This is a genomic window from Enterobacter cloacae complex sp. 2015409 (assembly GCF_041365315.1).
Taxonomy (GTDB): domain Bacteria; phylum Pseudomonadota; class Gammaproteobacteria; order Enterobacterales; family Enterobacteriaceae; genus Enterobacter; species Enterobacter pseudoroggenkampii.
Map to the genome: position 1 here is coordinate 334,468 of NZ_JBFTVM010000002.1, position 19,253 is coordinate 353,720.

The following is a 19,253-nucleotide window of genomic DNA, read 5'->3' on the forward strand; positions in this document are numbered from 1 at the left end:
ATGGCGCTTCGCTTATCCGGCCTACGAAACCGTAGGTCCGGTAAACGCAGTGCCACCGGGCATTCAGGGCTTAGCGTTTTGAACCGTAATAGACTTCATTCCAGCGCAGCGCGTCTTTGAAGGCGGGCAGGCGGGTATCGTTATCAATCACGGTAAGCTCGATGTCGTGCAGCTCGGCGAACTGACGCATGTCGTTCAGATCCAGCGCGTGGCTGAACACCGTGTGGTGCGCGCCACCGGCCAGGATCCAGGCCTCTGAGGCGGTTGGCAGGTCAGGCTGTGCTTTCCACAGGGCGTTGGCGACCGGCAGTTTCGGCAGAGAATGTGGCGTTTCAACCGCATCGACGCAGTTCACCAGCAGGCGGAAACGATCGCCAAGGTCGATCAGGCTGGCGTTGATGGCCGGGCCCGTGCGGGTGTTGAAGATCAGACGCGCCGGATCGGCTTTACCGCCGATGCCGAGGTACTGCACGTCGAGGATCGGTTTTTCCTCTACCGCGATGGAAGGACACACTTCCAGCATGTGCGAGCCGAGCACCAGGTCGTTGCCGTTTTCGAAGTGGTAGGTGTAGTCCTCCATAAAGGAGGTGCCGCCCTGCAGACCGGTCGACATCACCTTCATGATGCGAAGCAGAGCGGCAGTTTTCCAGTCGCCTTCGCCCGCAAAGCCGTAGCCCTGCTGCATCAGACGTTGTACCGCCAGACCCGGCAGCTGTTTCAGGCCGTGGAGATCTTCAAAGGTGGTGGTAAAGGCGTGGAAGCCGCCCTGTTCCAGGAAGCGCTTCATGCCCAGCTCGATGCGCGCCGCGTCCAGCACGTTCTGGCGCTTGTCGCCGTTAATTTGTGCCGCAGGCGTCAGGCGGTAGCTGCTTTCGTATTCGTCCACCAGCGCGCTCACGTCGCCGTCGCTGATTTCATTCACCACCTGCACCAGGTCGCCCACGGCCCAGGTATTCACGGAGAAGCCGAACTTGATCTGCGCGGCCACTTTGTCGCCGTCGGTGACCGCCACTTCACGCATGTTGTCCCCGAAACGTACCACTTTCAGGTGGCGGGTGTCCTGTTTAGAGACCGCCTGACGCATCCAGGAGCCGATACGCTGTTGCGCCTTGCCATCCTGCCAGTGGCCGGTGACCACCGCGTGCTGCTGACGCATACGCGCGCCGATGAAGCCGAACTCGCGGCCGCCGTGCGCGGTCTGGTTCAGGTTCATAAAGTCCATGTCGATGCTGTCCCACGGCAGGGAGGCGTTGAACTGGGTATGGAACTGCAGCAGCGGTTTGTTGAGGATAGACAGGCCGTTGATCCACATTTTGGCGGGTGAGAAGGTGTGCAGCCACACCACCAGGCCGGCGCATTTATCGTCGTAGTTGGCGTCGCGGCAGATGTGGGTAATTTCATCCGGCGTCGTGCCCAGCGGTTTCAGCACCAGTTTGCACGGCAGTTTGGCTTCCGCGTTCAGCGCGTTAACGACGTGCTCCGCATGTTTCGTCACCTGCTGCAGTGCTTCCGGTCCATACAGATGCTGGCTGCCAATCACAAACCACACTTCATAATTATTAAAAATGGTCATCATCGTGTCCTTAATGGGTCAGGGTTGCCGTAGTGTCCGCGGTGCTTTTGGCCGGGGCGGCGACAGGGAGATAGTGAAGTTCGGCGCTTTTTGCCCATTGCTGGTAGCGCTGATAAAGCTGTTCAAAGCGTTGTGCCTGTTGAGTACGCGGCTGGAGTGTGTTTTCGACGGCGCTCGCCATGTGCTGCTGCGCGGTCGGGATATCCGCATGAACGCCTGCGGCCACGGCGGCGAAAATCGCCGCGCCCAGCGCGCAGCACTGATCGGAGGCCACAATCTGCAGCGGACGGTTCAGCACGTCGCAGCAGGCCTGCATGATCACCGGGTTTTTACGGGCGATGCCGCCCAGCGCCATCACGTTGTTCACGTCGATGCCCTGCTCGGTGAAGCACTCCATAATGGCGCGGGCACCGAAGGCCGTTGCGGCAATCAGTCCGCCGAACAGCGCAGGCGCGTCGGTCGCCAGATTGAGATCCGCGATCACCCCTTTCAGGCGCTGGTTGGCAAACGGCGTGCGGCGGCCGTTAAACCAGTCCAGCACCACCGGCAGGTGTTCGAGAGACGGATTTTTGGCCCAGGCTTCGGTGAGCTGCGGCAGAAGCTGCTTTTTGCTCTCTGCTATCTGGGTTTTCAGTTCAGGATGCGCCGCCGCCAGCCGATCCAGCGGCCAGCCCAGCACGCGGCCAAACCAGGCGTAGATATCGCCAAACGCGGACTGACCGGCCTCCAGACCGATGAAGTCCGGCACCACGCTGCCGTCAACCTGGCCACAGATGCCTTTCACCGCGCGGTCGCCGACGGTGGCTTTATCCGCCGTCAGGATGTCGCAGGTGGAGGTCCCGATGACTTTGACCAGCGTGTTTGGCTGCGCGCCCGCGCCCACGGCGCCCATATGGCAATCAAACGCGCCGCCGGAGATCGCCACGTTCTGCGGCAGACCGAGACGCGTCGCCCACTCCTCACAGAGGGTGCCAACGGGAATATCGGCGGTAAAGGTGTCGGTAAACAGCGGGTATGTCAGGCTCTTGTTGATGATCGGGTCGAGCTCATCGAAGAACGCGGCCGGAGGCAGGCCGCCCCAGCTTTCATGCCACAGGGATTTATGCCCGGCGCTGCAGCGACCGCGGCGGATATTCTGTGGACGCGTGGTGCCGGAGAGCAGGGCAGGCACCCAGTCGCATAGCTCAACCCATGACGCTGCAGCCTGCGCAACGGTTGCGTCGGCACGGGTGACGTGGAGGATCTTGGCCCAGAACCATTCGCTGGAATAAATTCCGCCGATGTAGCGCGAGTAGTCCGTTTTGCCCGGCTGATGGCACAGGCGGGTAATGGCTTCGGCCTCTTCCACGGCGGTATGGTCTTTCCACAGCACGAACATGGCGTTCGGGTTGTCGGCAAACTCAGGACGCAGCGCCAGCACGCGGCCTTCGGCATCCACAGGGGCCGGCGTGGAGCCGGTGCTGTCGACGCCAATGCCGACAATCTCAGCCCGCTGGGCGTCCGACAGTTCAGCCAGGACGGTTTTGATCGCCGCTTCCATCGACTCAATGTAGTCACGCGGGTGGTGGCGGAACTGGTTGTTTGGCGCATCGCAGTAGCGCCCCTCTTGCCAGCGCGGGTACCACTCAACGCTGGTTGCTATCTCCTGGCCGGACGTACAGTCCACTGCCAGCGCGCGAACCGAGTCGCTGCCAAAATCGAGGCCAATCGCAATTGCCATGGTGTTGCTCCATCGAAAAAAGAGGTATGGAAGAACATTAGAGACTGGGGACAAAAGTCGTCAGGCAGGATCCGCTAATCTTATGGACTAAATTGCTGTTACAACGGAAAGTGTGACGCCGTGCAAATATTCAATGTGGACATTTCTGCCGCACTTATAGACACTTTTGTTACTGCTTATCTACCTGCTCAGGCGGAGAAATCAGGGGGAAAGGCTGAAACATGGCGGACGTAAAAGCGGCGTGATGCTTTTTGGATCTTTTCGCGGGCCATTTTTAAGCTGCTTTTAATGATATGGACAATTGGTTTCCTTCAGGACCCTTGGGAGAACTGAATCTATGGCCGAAACGCAAAACGATCCCCTGCTGCCGGGATACTCGTTTAACGCGCACCTTGTGGCGGGACTGACCCCTATCGAGGCTGAGGGATATCTCGACTTTTACGTCGACCGACCGCTTGGGATGAAAGGATATATCCTCAACCTGACCGTGCGAGGGGAAGGGAGCATCAAGAACGGTGACCAGCAGTTTGTCTGCCGCCCCGGCGATATCCTGCTGTTCCCGCCGGGGGAGATCCACCACTATGGCCGTCATCCGGATGCCAAAGAGTGGTATCACCAGTGGGTCTACTTCCGTCCGCGCGCCTACTGGCAGGAGTGGCTTTCCTGGCCGGCTATTTTTGCGCACACCGGTTTTTATCGCCCGGATGAGGTTCATCTGGCGCAGTTTCGCGAGCTTTTTGCGCAGATTATCGAGGCGGGACAGGCCGGTGGTCGTTACGCTGAACTGCTGGCGATTAACCTGCTCGAACAGCTGCTGCTGCGACGGATGGAGGCAATTAACGAGTCGCTTAACCCGCCGCTGGATAACCGCGTGCGCGACGCCTGCCAGTACATCAGCGACCACCTTGCTGACAGCCAGTTTGATATCGCCAGCGTTGCCCAGCACGTCTGCCTTTCGCCGTCGCGTCTGTCGCATCTGTTTCGCCAGCAGCTGGGCGTCAGCGTGTTGAGCTGGCGCGAGGACCAGCGGATCAGCCAGGCGAAGCTGCTGCTCAGCACCACCCGGATGCCCATCGCCACCGTGGGGCGCAACGTGGGCTTTGAGGATCAGCTCTATTTCTCCCGGGTATTTAAAAAATGTACCGGTGCCAGCCCGAGTGAATTCCGCGCGGGATGTGAATAAACGGTAAAAAAAGATAAACAAACAGGTGAATGCGGGAAGCAACCTGTAAACTATTCAGACAATTGTTGCCTTGACGCGGTGCGGGGCGCTAAGCAGAATCGCTGATTCGTTTTCTGACCGGAATAGTTATGCAGGCATTGCTGGAACATTTTATTACCCAGTCCGTTATGTACTCACTCATCGCCGTGGCGCTGGTGGCGTTTCTGGAGTCGCTGGCGCTGGTTGGGCTGATCCTGCCCGGCACCGTGATGATGGCGGGGCTTGGCGCGCTGATCGGCAGCGGCGAGGTCAATTTCTGGCAGGCGTGGCTGGCCGGGATTATCGGCTGCCTGCTGGGCGACTGGATCTCCTTCTGGCTGGGCTGGCGCTTTAAGAAGCCGCTGCACCGCTGGTCGTTCATGAAAAAGAACAAAGCCTTGTTGGATAAGACCGAGCATGCGCTGCACCAGCACAGCATGTTTACCATCCTCGTCGGCCGCTTCGTTGGGCCAACGCGTCCGCTGGTGCCGATGGTGGCGGGGATGCTGGATCTGCCCGTCGCGAAATTCGTGGTGCCGAACATTATCGGCTGCGTCTTCTGGCCGCCGTTCTACTTCCTGCCGGGGATCCTCGCGGGTGCTGCCATTGATATTCCTGACGGTATGCAAAGCGGTGAGTTTAAGTGGCTGCTGCTGGGCACGGCTGTGCTACTGTGGCTGGCGGCATGGCTCTGCTGGCGGCTGTGGCGCAGCGGGAAAGCAAATATCGATCGCCTGACGCGCTACCTCCCGCGTACTCGCCTGCTCTGGCTGGCCCCGCTAACGCTGGGCGTGGCGGCGGTGGCGCTGGTGGCGCTGATTCGTCACCCGCTGATGCCGGTGTACGGTGAGATTTTATTGAAAGTAGTCAGTCGTTAAGGACTATTTCCCTCTCCCCGTGGGAGAGGGCATCAGACCGCGCGAATGCCCAACAGTGAAGACGCCCCCGCTTGACCACTGAGCAGCTCTTCCGTCTTCCCATCCCACGCAATTCGCCCCTCAGCAACGACCACCGATCGCGGCGCAATCCGTGCGGCATCCTCAATACTGTGCGAAACCATCAGCATCGTCAGTTGCTGGCGCTGACAGACTTCCTGCACCAGGGCCAGCATCTCCTGACGCAGCGCGGGATCGAGCGCCGAGAACGGCTCATCCAGCAGCAGTATCGGCTGTTCGCGCACCAGACAACGTGCCAGCGCCACGCGCTGACGCTGGCCGCCGGAGAGCTCGCCCGGCAGCCTGTCGATAAACCCGGTGATCCCCATCTGTGCGGCAATGATCTCCAGCTTATGGCGCTGGTCATCGTTCAGCCTGAGTCCCGGGTGCATTCCCAGCGCGATGTTTTGCCGCACCGTCAGGTGGGTAAAAAGGTTGTTTTCCTGAAACAGCATTGAGACAGGACGTTTTGCGGGCGGCGTGTGGGTATGATCCCGGTTATCTATGACGATCGATCCGCTTGCCGGCTGCAGAAAACCCGCAACGAGATTAAGCAGCGTGCTTTTTCCTGCGCCGCTTGGGCCAAGCACGGCGATCATCTCTCCCTGGCGCACGGAGAGCGTGAAGCGCATCGGCAGATGCTGATAAAGCCAGGTTACATCAGTCAGTTTTAACATCACGCCCCGGAAGTTTCTCGATAACGGTAAATAAGGCAAAGCACAGCAGCAGCAGTAACAGCGCGGTGACCGCGCCGTCCTGACTGCGGTAAGAGCCGATTTGCTGATAGAGCCAGTAGGGCAGCGTGCGGAAATCGTCATTGCCGAACAGCGCCACGACCCCAAAGTCTCCAATAGAGAGCACGCAGGCAAATGCCAGCGCCTGTGCCAGCGGACGTTTTAGCGCGCGCAGTTCGACCACCTTCAGCCGCTGCCAGCCCTGCATGCCCAGCGACTGGCACAGCAAACTGTAGCGGCTGTTGACGTCGCGCATCGGGTTTTCCAGCACCTTGAGCGCATAAGGGATGGCCATTAAGGCGTTGGTAAAGATCACGATGCCGTCGGCGCTTTCCGGCAGGCCGATGGTGCTGTTGAACAGCAAAAAGAAGCCCGTCGCCAGCACGATCCCCGGCATCGCCAGAATCAGCATGCCCGTCAGCTCCAGCATTTGTCCGGCTTTTTGCGCCTGGCGGGCGTAAAGCTCACGGCTGCTCCACAGCAGCATCATGGTCAGGATGACGCACAGTAATCCGGCAGCCAGCGCGATACGCAGCGAGGTCCAGGTGGCCTGCCAGAGGATGGGCTGTTGCAGGACAGACAGGAGATTGAGGTTCAGTCCGTCAACGATAACGGCCAGCAGCGGCGGCAACAGAAGCAGGAGTGCCAGCCCGATCAGGATAAAATCGCTGACGCGGCTGTGCAGGCTGTCCTGCGGATCGCGCCAGCCGGTTATTTGGTGACTGCCTGCAGGAATGGCTTTACTCAGCCGCTGGCTCAACAGGACCAGGGCAAGGCAGCATGTCATCTGGACTATCGCCAGCAGCGCGGCGCGACCGGGATCGTAGTCGTAACTCAGCGCCTGGTAAATCGCCAGCTCAATGGTGGTGGCCTGCGGCCCGCCGCCGAGCGACAGCACGGTGGCAAAGCTGGCAAAGCAGAGCATGAAGATTAATGCCGCCACGGGCGGGATCTGGCGGCGCAGCCACGGCCATTCGACAAAGCGGAAGAACGACACGCCGCGCATGCCGAGCTGGGCGGCAACCTGGCGCTGCTCGCCGGGAATGTTCTCCAGCGCCTGCAAGAAGAGGCGCGTTGCCATCGGCATATTGAAAAAGACGTGTGCCAGCAGGATGCCCTGCAGTCCGTAAGGCGAGAATGACCATTCCAGACCAAGCTGGCCGAACAGCGATGCCAGCCAGCCCTGGCGACCGTAAACGCTCAAAATGCCGAATACCGCCACCAGCACGGGCAGTATCAGCGTCATGGCGCACAGGCGCAGCAGGGCCTGCCTGCCGGGAAAACGCCGCCGATACAGGGCGCGCGCCAGAAAAATGGCCGGGATCACCGAGAGCAGGGCAGAAAGAAACGCCTGCCAGAAGGAGAACCGGATTACGTGCCAGAGGTAACTGTCGTGCCAGAGGGCGAGCAGATCGCTCTCTGGCGCGTTGAACCACAGTGCAAGAAAAGCCCCCAGGCTGACCACCACCATCACTATGGCGGCGAGCAGCCCGGGAAGTAGCCAGCCGGGAATCAACGGCTGACGGCGCGTTGCCATTCACTTACCCATGCGGCACGCTGCGCGGCGACCTGCTGCGGCGTAAACTCCAGCGAGGTTGTTGGTTTGGTCAGCTGCTCAAAACCTGCTGGCAGCGCAACGTTAGTGACCGGATACATCCAGTTGCCTGCGGGAATCGCATTCTGGAACGCCGGTGAAACCATGAACTTCAGGAACTTCTCGGCCAGCTCCGGCTGTTTGCTGGCGGCGGTACGCGCGGCCACTTCCACCTGCAGATAGTGCCCTTCAGTGAAATTCGCCGCAGCGTAGTTGTCTTTCTTCTCGGCGATAATGTGGTAGGCCGGAGAGGTGGTGTAGCTCAGCACCAGGTCGCTTTCACCTTTCAGGAACAGACCATAGGCTTCGCTCCAGCCCTTGGTCACGGTGACGGTTTTGGCGGCCAGCTTCTGCCACGCTTCCGGTGCTTTATCCCCGTAGACCTTTTGCATCCACAGCAGCAGACCGAGGCCCGGCGTGCTGGTCCGCGGATCTTCATAAATCACGCGCCATTTCTGGTCACTTTCGACCAGTTCTTTCAGACTCTTCGGCGGGTTTTTCAGCTTATTTTTGTCATAAACAAAAGCAAAGTAGCCGTAATCGAACGGCACAAAGGTGTCGTTCTTCCAGCCGCCAGGCACGTTAACGGCATCCGACGCGACGCCGCTTTTGGCAAACAGTTTGGTCTGCGAGGCGGCTTCCAGCAGGTTGTTATCCAGCCCGAGCACCACGTCAGCCTTGCTGTTTTTCCCTTCCATGCGCAGACGGTTGAGCAGCGAAACGCCATCTTCCAGCGCCACGAACTTCAGCTCGCAGTTGCAGTCGGCTTCAAAGGCTTTTTTGACCACCGGGCCCGGGCCCCAGTCGGCAGAGAAGGAGTCATAGGTGTAGACCGTCAGGACGGGCTTCGCAAAAGCAGGCAGCGCAAAAAGCGCCAGCAGGGGGAGAACTTTTTTTAACACTTTGCACCTCAAAGTTGAGTGGCAAAGGATTTTGAGCGACAGCCTCAAATCCCTTCGCCGGCGTTATCCGGATCAGGTTCGACGGGTATTATCTCAGCGCACATCTGTGATGCAGCACCCCGTTGAGAACGGCGCTATTGTAATGATTTGGTGAATATTACGAAAGCGTTATGGCTCCGGGGGCGCAAACCAGGCGGATTTAAAATCAAACCAGCCCAGGGTATTCATCCGCAGGCCGCGCATACTGCGCTGACCCTGGATCATCAGCCAGTGGTGGATCAACGGGACGATGGTCTGTTCGGCCAGTAGCTGCTGGCACCACACGGCAAGATTCATCTCGCCCGCGCGCCACTGGGCGGCATCCTGCTGCCAGTCACGGTCGATGCAGTGCTGGATCAGCGGGACTTCATACAGGTGCGAGAAGAGCGAGAAATCGAGCGGCAGGGTGAAGTTGGCGCTGTTAAGCCAGATATCACTGGTGATATCCCCCTGGTGCCATTCGTCATAGTCAACTTCCCTGACCTCCAGCGTTACTCCTTCGGCTGCCAGTAGTCGGGTCATGATCCTCGCGATAAAACGATGCTCCACGTGCTCGCGGTAGTAGGTCAAGGTGATGGACTCCAGCCCTGCGGGCTTGTCGCAGTGCGACGGGCGGGCGTGGTGCCAGCGCGGAAGCAGGCCGTAGGCCGGGAACCAGTATGTCTGGTACTGCGCTTCCGCATGGTAGATCAGATTGGCAGGGGACAACACGTGGCTGATCCACTTGCGGACGGCCTGGTTTGCCCCGCGGTGGGTGCGGCGATCAAAGAGGAGATAGTAGCATCCCTCCTCCAGGCGACTCTCCACGGCTTTTTCTCCCGTGGTGGGGCCTTCAAGCGTCAGTCCGCAGCTCAGGTCTTCATTGAGATCCGGCAATACCCACACGTTGACTTCGTCGATCAGCGCCCGATAGCCAAAGTAGTCGTCGAACGCGCGGATTTTCAGCTGGTTGCTGTTATTGCGGGACACGGAGTAGGGCCCGGTGCCAATCGGCAGGCTGGCAAAATTGTTCATCGATTCCCACTCGCCGGGCAAAATCATCGACGGCACGTAGCCCAGCAGCCAGGGAAGCCACTTATCCTGCTGCGACAGCTCGATATCCAGCGTCCAGGCCGTGGGGGAGTGGATACGCGAAATATGCGAGTAGAGCGGCAGCCTTCGGACGCGTTCCAGAGAGGCGATGACGTCGTGCATCTCCAGTTCGCGACCATGGTGAAAGTGAATGCCGGGGCGTAAAAAGAAGCGCCAGTGAAGCGGAGAAAGTTGCTGCCAGTGGTGCGCGATATCCGCTTCCAGTTCCCCGTTTTCCTCATTTATCCGCGTCAGACCGCTGAAGATTTGCCGGGCCATATGGGTTTCGGAGCGGCGTAACGCCGTGCCGGGCAGCAGATTTTTCATTGGACGATAGTAGAGCACCCGCAGGATGTGCCGACCCTGACGAAAACTGCGTCCGAGATGGGAAACCAGCATCTGGCGCACGGCGGCTTTGTCGCCCACCAGCTGAACCAGCTGATCGATGCGGTCCTGCTCGAGCAGGTCTTCCGCGCGCTGCTGCTGCAACGCCAGCCCGGTATAGAGAAAGGTCAACCGCGAACGTTTGCCGCGTCCCGCCTCAGCTTCCCAGCTTAACCAACCCTGCTGCTGCATGGTGTTGAGCAACGTACGCATATGACGGCGGGAACAGCTAAGCAGGTCAGCCAGCTCGTTGAGCGTGGTCTTCTGCGATTGCCCCTCGCAGCATTGCCAGAGGCGGATAAACTGTTGTTGCAGACGACCGGAAGGCATAAAAGGGGAACTCCTGACAAAAAACCAGCAATTTATTTATCCCTATATTAGGCCAATAATTCTCCTCGATGAAGTGAGGAGGTAAATTATGAAGAGGTCTACCGCACGTCAGTTTTATCAGCAGTACTTTTCAGCGACAAAAGGATCGTCCTGGCTGGCCCGCCAGTGTGCAGAGCAACGGCTGAAAACGTTAGAAGAATTGATGCAGTGGGACGTTACAACACCGACCTCTTCCCGCTAACTCGCCTCGATCATGTGTGACTGAGTATTGGTGCTTATCACCCGCCAGCAAAATGTTTTTGCTGGCTTTTTTCGTTTATTCTTTCACCCGATTTTGATTCGCTTTCACAAGGACTTGCGCATGCTGTGGTTGATGACGATGGGGCGACGCCTGAACGGCGTGTATGCCGCTTTTATGCTGGTGGCCTTTATGATGGGCGTGGCGGGGGCGCTGCAGGCGCCGACGCTGAGCCTGTTTCTCAGCCGCGAGGTGGGGGCACAGCCGTTTTGGGTCGGCCTGTTTTATACCGTTAACGCCATTGCCGGGATCCTGGTCAGCCTCGCGCTGGCGAAACGATCGGACAGCCAGGGCGATCGCCGCAGGCTGATCCTCTTTTGCTGCACCATGGCGGTGGGCAACGCGCTGCTCTTCGCCTTTAACCGTCATTATCTGACGCTCATTACCTGCGGCGTGCTGCTGGCGTCACTGGCGAACACCGCCATGCCGCAGCTGTTCGCGCTGGCCCGTGAATATGCGGATAACTCGGCGCGGGAAGTGGTGATGTTCAGCTCGGTGATGCGTGCCCAGCTCTCGCTGGCGTGGGTCATTGGCCCGCCGCTGGCCTTCATGCTGGCGTTGAACTACGGCTTTACCACCATGTTCTCCATCGCCGCCGGGATTTTTGTCATCAGCCTGGCGTTGATTGCCTTCGCGCTGCCGTCCGTGGCGCGCGTCGAACAGGCAACGGATAAACCTGTCACCGAGGTGAGCGGCTGGCAGGACAAAAACGTCCGCATGCTGTTTATTGCCTCCACGCTGATGTGGACCTGCAACACGATGTACATTATCGATATGCCGCTGTGGATCAGCAGCGATCTGGGTTTACCGGACAAACTCGCCGGGATCCTAATGGGAACCGCGGCCGGGCTGGAGATCCCGGCGATGATTCTGGCGGGTTACTACGTTAAGCGCTTTGGAAAGCGTCGGATGATGATCGTCGCCGTGGCGGCTGGGGTGCTGTTCTACGCGGGGCTGATCCTTTTCCATTCGCGCGAAGCGCTGCTGGCGCTGCAGCTGTTCAACGCCGTGTTTATTGGCATTGTCGCCGGGATCGGCATGCTCTGGTTCCAGGACCTCATGCCCGGTCGTGCCGGCTCGGCGACCACGCTTTTTACCAACAGTATTTCAACCGGGGTGATTCTGGCAGGCGTGATTCAGGGGGCGCTGGCGCAAAGCTATGGGCATGCGTCTGTCTACTGGATGATTGCGGCGCTTTCTGTCGTGACGCTTCTGCTGACCTGCCGCGTAAAAGACGTGTGATCGGATGAATGAAACGGAGCCCGGGAACGCCGGGCTCTGCGAACCGTTTTATTCTGAACACTGATACTTACGCTGCGCGCGTAGCGTCAGGTACATATGAACGAGGCCCATGAAACCGTGTGCCCAGAAATATGTCTCAACAAAGATCGTCAGAAATTTATGCAAATTTAAGGCGGACTCTGTGACGGAAGAAACGGGTCCGAGCGTGGCGTTCAGCACGAACCAGGCCGCGCCGCAGAGTGCAACGCCCAGCAGCGCCAGCACGCCCAAACCTTGCACCGTTGCCGCCATACCGCCGGCATGCGCGTCAGGAAGCTGGCGCTGCGTGAGGGTGCGAATATCGTCAACGATTCCGCGAAAATCCAGCGCCAGCCAGGCGAAGTAATATTTAAATCCGCGCTGGGTTAACATCCATGCCATCATGGCAATGCCACAAAAAATTAAACCAAACCCGGAAATAATATGCATCCAGGTGACAATTCCGTTCAGCCCGGAGTCGTGGAGGGCTTCACTTTCGGTGAAATTAGAATTGATGATCTGGACCAGCACCAGAACGGCCACAAGAATGTGCAGTACGCGAAGAAAGGGTGTTTCTTTATGGGGAAGCGTATTGCATAGCGTTGGGTTCATCGCTTTTTACCTCAATAATGAGAGAGCTGATGCGATGCAGTGTGACGCAAATTAATTAACGAAACCTTAACGGTGGGTTGCGTCACACTGTATTTATGCGTTCCGATTAGCGAGCAGGATCAATATGCGTCATCACGTTCAGCACATTGAATTTTTGCATCACGTTGTTTCTGGCATTGACAGCAATCTGATGCCCTTCTTTTACGCTTAATTCGCCGTTAACTTCCAGATGGACATCGACAAGGGCTAAATCGCCCATCTTGCGGGTTTTTAAATCATGGAGTCCGGTGACACCCTCGGTTGAGAGAAGACACGTTTTGATGTCGTGCTCCAGCTCGGGTTCAAGCGAACGGTCCATCAGGTCGTGCAGGGCATCGGCAGAGAATTTGTAACCCATATGGGCGATAAATATCCCAACAATCAGGGCCGCAATCAGGTCCATCGCGTGAAAACCCACTAAATTCCCGACAATACCGATGGCGACAACCACTGACGAGGCTGCGTCAGAGCGGGCATGCCAGGCATTGGCTATCAGCAGCGAGGACTGAATACGTTTTCCCGTGGCATACATGTATCTGAACAGGCTTTCCTTCACCACCAGCGCCAGTATCGCCACCCACAGAGCGGCCCCTTTCACCAGCTGATGCGTCTCGGGGTGAAGCAGTTTATTCCCTGCGGACCAGAGCATCCCGACTCCCACAAGCAGCAGAATAGCGCCAATAATGAGCTTTGCACCGTTTTCGAAACGCAGATGACCGTAATGATGATCGATATCAGAGGCTTTCTGACTCTTTTTATTTGCAATCAGAACGACAAAGTCAGAGGATAAATCGGAAAGAGAATGAATCCCATCAGCAATTAATCCCTGCGAGCCGGAGAATATTCCTGCAACTATCTGAAAGCCGGTGAGTAAACTATTTGTTATCACACTCACTATTGTGCATTTTTGTATTTCATGAGAACGGAGATGAGACTTATTGCTATTTTTCTTTTCCATGATAATTTCCGCTGCCAGCTGATTGAGCGATTATTCTGCGCAGGGAACATTAAATTGACATTAAATATAACGTCATTATTGGCTGGGTTTGCGAAGTATTTACAGAAGGAAGATGGGCATTGGGATAAAACACAGCCTGCAGAGTACACCGCAGGCCGGAGGATTATTTCATAAATGCGGGTTGTTTTTGTTCGTAAGTGGCAATCGCCGCTTCGTGCTGGAGAGTTAAACCAATGCTGTCCAGACCGTTCAGCATGCAGTGACGGCGGAAGGCATCAATGCTGAAGCTGTAGGACTTATCCCCGGCTTTCACCACTTCCGCTTCCAGATCCACTTCAAACGAAATGCCCGGATTCGCCTTAACCAGCGTGAACAATTCGTCGACCTGTTCATCGCTCAGCGTCACCGGCAGAAGCTGGTTGTTGAAGCTGTTGCCGTAAAAAATATCTGCGAAGCTTGGGGCAATGACCACCTTAAAGCCGTAGTCGGTGAGCGCCCACGGCGCGTGTTCACGGGATGAGCCGCAGCCAAAGTTTTCCCGCGCCAGCAAAATGGAGGCGCCTTTGTATTCCGGGAAGTTCAACACGAATTCCGGATTAGGCACTTCGCCCTTATCGTCGAGGAAACGCCAGTCGTTAAACAGGTGCGCGCCAAAACCGGTACGCGTCACCTTCTGCAGAAATTGTTTTGGAATAATAGCGTCAGTATCGACGTTAGCGGCGTCCAGCGGGACAACCCGGCCCGTATGTTGGGTAAATTTCTCTGCCATGATTGTCTCCTTATTTCAGGCTGCGAATATCGGCGAAATGGCCGGTGACTGCCGCAGCGGCGGCCATTGCCGGGCTGACCAGATGGGTGCGTCCACCGCGGCCCTGACGGCCTTCAAAGTTACGGTTACTGGTAGAGGCGCAGCGCTCACCCGGATTCAGGCGGTCATTGTTCATCGCCAGACACATGGAGCAGCCAGGCAGACGCCACTCGAAGCCCGCTTCGATAAAGATCTTATCCAGACCTTCGGCTTCTGCCTGGGCCTTCACCGGACCGGAGCCAGGAACCACCAGCGCCTGCACGCCTGGTGCCACTTTACGGCCTTTGGCAATTTCGGCGGCGGCACGCAAATCTTCGATACGGGAGTTGGTGCAGGAGCCGATAAACACTTTATCAATGGCGACATCGGTCAACGGCACGCCGGGCTTCAGCCCCATATAGGCCAGCGCTTTTTCCGCACTGGCGCGCTCGACCGGATCGGCGAAGGAGGCCGGGTCAGGGATGCTGTCGTTGACGGAAATCACCTGACCCGGGTTGGTGCCCCAGGTCACCTGAGGCGCAATCTCTTCTGCCTGCAGCGTGACAACGGTATCAAACGTTGCCCCATCGTCGGTTGTCAGGGTTTTCCAGTAGGCTACCGCGTCGTCAAAATCCTTACCTTTCGGCGCGTGCAGACGGCCCTCCACATAGTTGAAGGTGGTTTCGTCCGGCGCGACCAGCCCGGCTTTTGCGCCCATCTCAATGGCCATGTTGCACAGGGTCATGCGACCTTCCATGCTCAGTGCCTGGATGGCTTCACCGCAGAACTCAACAACGTGGCCGGTACCGCCTGCGCTGCCGGTTTTACCGATGATGGCCAGGACGATGTCTTTCGCGGTAATGCCAGGTGCCGCTTTGCCCTTCACTTCAATCTTCATGGTTTTGGCGCGGCCCTGCTTCAGGGTCTGCGTTGCCAGCACATGTTCCACTTCGGACGTGCCAATCCCGAATGCCAGAGCGCCAAACGCGCCGTGGGTCGCGGTATGGGAGTCACCGCAGACGATGGTCATGCCCGGCAGGGTGATCCCTTGCTCAGGCCCCATCACGTGGACGATGCCCTGATACGGATGGTTCAGGTCGTACAGCTCAACGCCAAATTCATTGCAGTTCTTAATCAGCTCCTGCATCTGGATACGCGCCATCTCACCCGAGGCGTTAATGTCTTTGGTCTGGGTGGAAACGTTGTGATCCATCGTCGCGAAGGTTTTACCCGGCTGACGTACCGGACGCTTGTGCGCGCGCAGGCCGTCAAATGCCTGAGGAGAGGTCACTTCGTGTACCAGATGACGGTCAATGTACAGCAGCGGGGTTTCGTTTGGTGCCTCGTAAACAACGTGCGCATCAAACAACTTTTCATATAACGTCTTAGCCATGATTACACCCCTTCAGCGACATAGCGGGCAATGATGTCGCCCATTTCATCGGTACTGACTGCCGCCGTGCCGCGTGCTAAATCGCCGGTACGGACGCCTTCTTCTAACGCCCGGTTAATGGCGTTCTCAATTGCGGTTGCTGCATCGCCTGCATCCAGGCTATAGCGCAGCAGCAGGGCCAGGGAGAGGATCTGCGCAATCGGGTTGGCAATGTTTTTGCCTGCGATATCCGGCGCGGAGCCGCCCGCAGGCTCATACAGGCCAAAGCCTTCTTCATTCAGGCTTGCGGATGGCAGCATGCCCATCGAGCCGGTGATCATCGCGCACTCGTCAGAGAGAATATCGCCGAACAGGTTGGAGCACAGCAGCACGTCAAACTGGGACGGATCCTTAATCAGCTGCATGGTCGCGTTGTCGATGTACATGTGCGACAGCGCGACGTCCGGGTACTGCTTAGCGACTTCACTCACAATCTCGCGCCACAAAATGGAGGACTGCAGCACGTTCGCTTTATCAATGGAGGTCACCTTATGGCGGCGTTTGCGCGCCGACTCGAACGCGATGTGGGCGATACGTTCGATTTCGAAACGGTGATACACCTCGGTATCGAACGCTTTTTCATGCTGACCGCTGCCTTCGCGCCCTTTTGGCTGGCCGAAATAGATCCCGCCGGTCAGTTCACGCACGCAGAGAATGTCGAAACCGTTGGCGGCGATATCCGCGCGCAGCGGGCAGAACTCTTCCAGACCCTGATACAGTTTCGCCGGGCGCAGGTTGCTGAACAGCTTGAAATGTTTACGCAGCGGCAGCAGCGCGCCGCGTTCTGGCTGCTCTGCTGGCGGCAGGTGTTCCCATTTCGGGCCACCGACGGAACCAAACAGCACGGCATCGGCATTTTCGCAGCCTTCCACGGTCGCTTTCGGCAGCGGCGTACCGTGGTTATCAATCGCAATACCGCCCACGTCGTAGTGGCTGGTGGTGATTTTCATCGCAAAACGCGTACGAACGGCTTCCAGTACTTTCAGCGCCTGTGCCATTACTTCCGGACCAATACCGTCGCCCGGTAACACAGCAATATGGTAATTCTTCGACATTACACGGTTTCCTTGTTGTTCTCTTTATTCTGAGCTTTGCGTTGCAACTCTTTTTCGACTTCGGCGGCGCGCCAGATGTTGTTCAGAACATGCACCATCGCTTTCGCGGAGGATTCAACGATATCGGTCGCCAGGCCCACGCCATGGAAGCGGCGGCCATTGTGGGTCACAACAATGTCGACCTGACCCAGAGCATCTTTGCCGTGGCCCTTGGCCGTCAGGTCATACTTCACCAGCTCCACGTCGTACTCGGTGACGCGGTTAATCGCCTGGTAGATGGCATCGACCGGGCCGTTACCGTTCGCGGCCTCTGCTTTAATTTCATCACCGCAGGCCAGCTTGACCGAGGCGGTGGCGATGTTGCTGGAGCCGGACTGCACGTTGAAGTAATCCAGACGGAAGTGCTCTGGCTCTTCCTGCTGCTTGTTAATAAAGGCCAGCGCTTCCAGGTCGTAGTCGAACACCTGACCTTTTTTGTCGGCCAGTTTCAGGAACGCGTCGTACAGCTGATCCATGTTGTAATCGCTGTCCTTATAGCCCATCTCTTCCATACGGTGTTTAACCGCCGCGCGACCGGAACGGGAGGTCAGGTTCAGCTGCACCTGGTTCAGGCCGATGGATTCCGGGGTCATGATTTCGTAGTTTTCGCGGTTCTTCAGGACGCCATCCTGGTGAATACCGGAGGAGTGCGCGAAGGCGCCAGTGCCGACAATCGCTTTGTTAGCCGGAATGGGCATGTTGCAAATCTGGCTGACGGTCTGGCTGGTGCGCCAGATTTCGTTGTGATTGATGCGGGTATGCACGTCCATGATGTCTTTGCGCACTTTGATCGCCATGATCACTTCTTCCAGCGAACAGTTGCCCGCGCGTTCGCCGATACCGTTCATCGCACCTTCTACCTGACGCGCACCGGCGTGGACGGCGGCGATGGCATTACCCACGGCCAGACCCAAATCATCGTGGGTGTGGACGGAGATAATTGCCTTATCAATATTGGGTACGCGGTCGTACAGTCCGGTAATGATGTTGGAGAACTCAAACGGCATGGTGTAGCCGACGGTGTCCGGGATGTTGATGGTTTTCGCACCCGCGTTGATGGCGGCTTCCACGACGCGCGCCAGGTCTTCGATTGGCGTACGGCCCGCATCTTCGCAGGAGAATTCAACGTCATCGGTGTAGTTGCGTGCGCGTTTCACCATATACACCGCGCGCTCAATCACCTCATCCAGCGTGCTGCGCAGCTTGGTGGCGATGTGCATGGGCGAGGTGGCAATAAAGGTGTGGATACGGAACGCTTCGGCCACTTTCAGTGACTCGGCTGCAACGTCGATATCTTTTTCCACACAGCGCGCCAGACCACATACGCGGCTGTTTTTAATGGTGCGGGCGATGGTCTGGACGGATTCGAAATCACCCGGAGACGAGACCGGGAAACCCACCTCCATCACGTCGACACCCATACGTTCGAGAGCCAGCGCGATCTGCAGTTTCTCTTTTACACTCAGGCTTGCCTGTAATGCCTGTTCACCGTCACGTAAAGTAGTATCGAAAATAATGACTTGCTGGCTCATGGGTTAGGTCCTTGTCAGTCTTAGGGCGCCTTGCTACGAGCATAAAAAAACCCGCGCAGTGGCGCGGGTTTTTAGTCTTACTGGTGACGATTCAACGCTGAATTTCGCCCGCCAGTCTACCGCGCACAGTGAATGCGTTTAGTAGTAGTAGACCGGTGAAACGAATGGTGCGAATCATGAATCGTGCTCCGTTAAATTCAATATGCTTTTAGTGGTACTGGATACGGCCGTTCATGTCAACCCCTGACGATGAAAACGGGCCCGACAGACGGAATCAGCAGGGTATTCACTTTAGCTAATTGTGCTGGTTTTAGCTTTCGCGACCCGACTAATTGTCTAATTTTGGACTTAAGAAAAGAGTTGCAGAAACAAATAAATATAATTGTTTAAAAATGAGTGAAATGTCCTGAAGAGAATGCGTTGTGATTAAAAGGTTTTAATATCATTAAGTTATAAATGCAGTGAATCTGTTCCATAATGCTGAAAAGCGAACAGATATAACAGGTTGTTAACTAACTGTAGGGCGATAGCAATAACAGTTTAATAATACTTAAGTCATCATTAACCTGATGGCAATTGTATATTTGTTTGGTTTATGGTTTCATTCAAATCCTAAAGTCAAACATATCATTTGCGCTCATTAATTTTCGTTATTATAGAGTCTTTATATATTCCGAATTTTAAATAATTCTCTTTTGCTGATCGTATTTGCATGGTAAATCATATTTTCGAGATGATTACCGTACGTGAGCAAAGGG

At 56.8% G+C, this 19,253-nt stretch carries 17 protein-coding genes and 1 riboswitch; of the genes, 4 read left to right on the forward strand and 13 right to left on the reverse strand.

Annotated elements, in window-relative coordinates; all coding sequences use genetic code 11:
* Positions 1-70: 70 nt before the first annotated feature.
* Positions 71-1,573: an L-arabinose isomerase gene (araA, locus tag ACDO57_RS15260; protein ID WP_032649842.1), complete on the reverse strand. Its 1,503-nt coding sequence runs from the start codon at positions 1,571-1,573 to the stop codon at positions 71-73.
* A 10-nt stretch (positions 1,574-1,583) separates the two neighbouring features.
* Positions 1,584-3,293, reverse strand: coding sequence for a ribulokinase (gene araB / locus ACDO57_RS15265; RefSeq protein WP_370884214.1), 1,710 nt, complete (start codon positions 3,291-3,293; stop codon positions 1,584-1,586).
* 337 nt (positions 3,294-3,630) lie between these two features.
* Between araB and araC the strand changes: the two genes are divergently transcribed.
* Both araC and ACDO57_RS15275 read left to right on the forward strand, forming a co-directional pair.
* Complete coding sequence (gene araC, locus ACDO57_RS15270; protein ID WP_370884215.1) at positions 3,631-4,476, forward strand: arabinose operon transcriptional regulator AraC; 846 nt, start codon at positions 3,631-3,633, stop codon at positions 4,474-4,476.
* A 128-nt stretch (positions 4,477-4,604) separates the two neighbouring features.
* The gene (locus tag ACDO57_RS15275) at positions 4,605-5,372 is read left to right on the forward strand and encodes a DedA family protein (RefSeq protein WP_024907441.1); all 768 of its coding nucleotides are present in this window, start codon (positions 4,605-4,607) and stop codon (positions 5,370-5,372) included.
* A 32-nt stretch (positions 5,373-5,404) separates the two neighbouring features.
* Here ACDO57_RS15275 and thiQ read toward each other — a convergent pair whose 3' ends face one another.
* The 4 genes from thiQ to sgrR all read right to left on the reverse strand — a co-directional run bounded on the left by thiQ (position 5,405) and on the right by sgrR (position 10,483).
* Complete coding sequence (thiQ, locus tag ACDO57_RS15280) at positions 5,405-6,106, reverse strand: thiamine ABC transporter ATP-binding protein ThiQ (protein ID WP_024907442.1); 702 nt, start codon at positions 6,104-6,106, stop codon at positions 5,405-5,407.
* Complete coding sequence (thiP, locus tag ACDO57_RS15285) at positions 6,090-7,700, reverse strand: thiamine/thiamine pyrophosphate ABC transporter permease ThiP (protein ID WP_370884216.1); 1,611 nt, start codon at positions 7,698-7,700, stop codon at positions 6,090-6,092. The genes thiQ and thiP overlap by 17 nt, the downstream gene beginning before the upstream one ends.
* Positions 7,676-8,659 (reverse strand): thiamine ABC transporter substrate binding subunit, encoded by a 984-nt coding sequence (thiB, locus tag ACDO57_RS15290; RefSeq protein ID WP_370884217.1) that lies wholly within the window; start codon positions 8,657-8,659, stop codon positions 7,676-7,678. Before thiB ends, thiP begins: the two co-directional genes overlap by 25 nt.
* Before the next feature lie 31 nt (positions 8,660-8,690).
* Positions 8,691-8,791: riboswitch (TPP riboswitch) on the reverse strand.
* Positions 8,792-8,827: 36 nt separating this feature from the next.
* Positions 8,828-10,483: an HTH-type transcriptional regulator SgrR gene (gene sgrR, locus ACDO57_RS15295; protein ID WP_370884218.1), complete on the reverse strand. Its 1,656-nt coding sequence runs from the start codon at positions 10,481-10,483 to the stop codon at positions 8,828-8,830.
* Between the two features lie 88 nt (positions 10,484-10,571).
* On the opposite strand from sgrR, the gene sgrT reads away from it, so the two are divergent.
* The gene (sgrT, locus tag ACDO57_RS15300; RefSeq protein ID WP_032644049.1) at positions 10,572-10,724 is read left to right on the forward strand and encodes a glucose uptake inhibitor SgrT; all 153 of its coding nucleotides are present in this window, start codon (positions 10,572-10,574) and stop codon (positions 10,722-10,724) included.
* Between the two features lie 120 nt (positions 10,725-10,844).
* Positions 10,845-12,023, forward strand: a complete 1,179-nt coding sequence (locus tag ACDO57_RS15305) for a sugar efflux transporter (protein WP_024907446.1) — start codon at positions 10,845-10,847, stop codon at positions 12,021-12,023.
* 48 nt (positions 12,024-12,071) lie between these two features.
* Here the strand turns inward: ACDO57_RS15305 and ACDO57_RS15310 are convergent, their stop codons facing one another.
* The 7 genes from ACDO57_RS15310 to leuL all read right to left on the reverse strand — a co-directional run bounded on the left by ACDO57_RS15310 (position 12,072) and on the right by leuL (position 18,673).
* Complete coding sequence (locus tag ACDO57_RS15310) at positions 12,072-12,653, reverse strand: cytochrome b/b6 domain-containing protein (protein WP_370884219.1); 582 nt, start codon at positions 12,651-12,653, stop codon at positions 12,072-12,074.
* A 106-nt stretch (positions 12,654-12,759) separates the two neighbouring features.
* Positions 12,760-13,650, reverse strand: a complete 891-nt coding sequence (locus ACDO57_RS15315; RefSeq protein WP_370884220.1) for a cation diffusion facilitator family transporter — start codon at positions 13,648-13,650, stop codon at positions 12,760-12,762.
* A 163-nt stretch (positions 13,651-13,813) separates the two neighbouring features.
* A complete protein-coding gene (gene leuD, locus ACDO57_RS15320) occupies positions 13,814-14,419 on the reverse strand; it encodes a 3-isopropylmalate dehydratase small subunit (protein WP_370884221.1) in 606 nt (201 codons plus the stop codon).
* Positions 14,420-14,429: 10 nt separating this feature from the next.
* Entirely contained in the window at positions 14,430-15,830 is a 1,401-nt protein-coding gene (gene leuC, locus ACDO57_RS15325; RefSeq protein ID WP_370884222.1) for a 3-isopropylmalate dehydratase large subunit, read from the reverse strand.
* 2 nt (positions 15,831-15,832) lie between these two features.
* Positions 15,833-16,924, reverse strand: a complete 1,092-nt coding sequence (gene leuB, locus ACDO57_RS15330; RefSeq protein WP_024907450.1) for a 3-isopropylmalate dehydrogenase — start codon at positions 16,922-16,924, stop codon at positions 15,833-15,835.
* The gene (gene leuA, locus ACDO57_RS15335; protein ID WP_090419062.1) at positions 16,924-18,495 is read right to left on the reverse strand and encodes a 2-isopropylmalate synthase; all 1,572 of its coding nucleotides are present in this window, start codon (positions 18,493-18,495) and stop codon (positions 16,924-16,926) included. Before leuA ends, leuB begins: the two co-directional genes overlap by 1 nt.
* Before the next feature lie 91 nt (positions 18,496-18,586).
* Positions 18,587-18,673 carry a leu operon leader peptide gene (leuL, locus tag ACDO57_RS15340; protein WP_071787438.1) on the reverse strand — a complete coding sequence of 29 codons (87 nt, stop codon included), beginning with the start codon at positions 18,671-18,673 and terminating at the stop codon, positions 18,587-18,589.
* Positions 18,674-19,253: the final 580 nt, after the last annotated feature.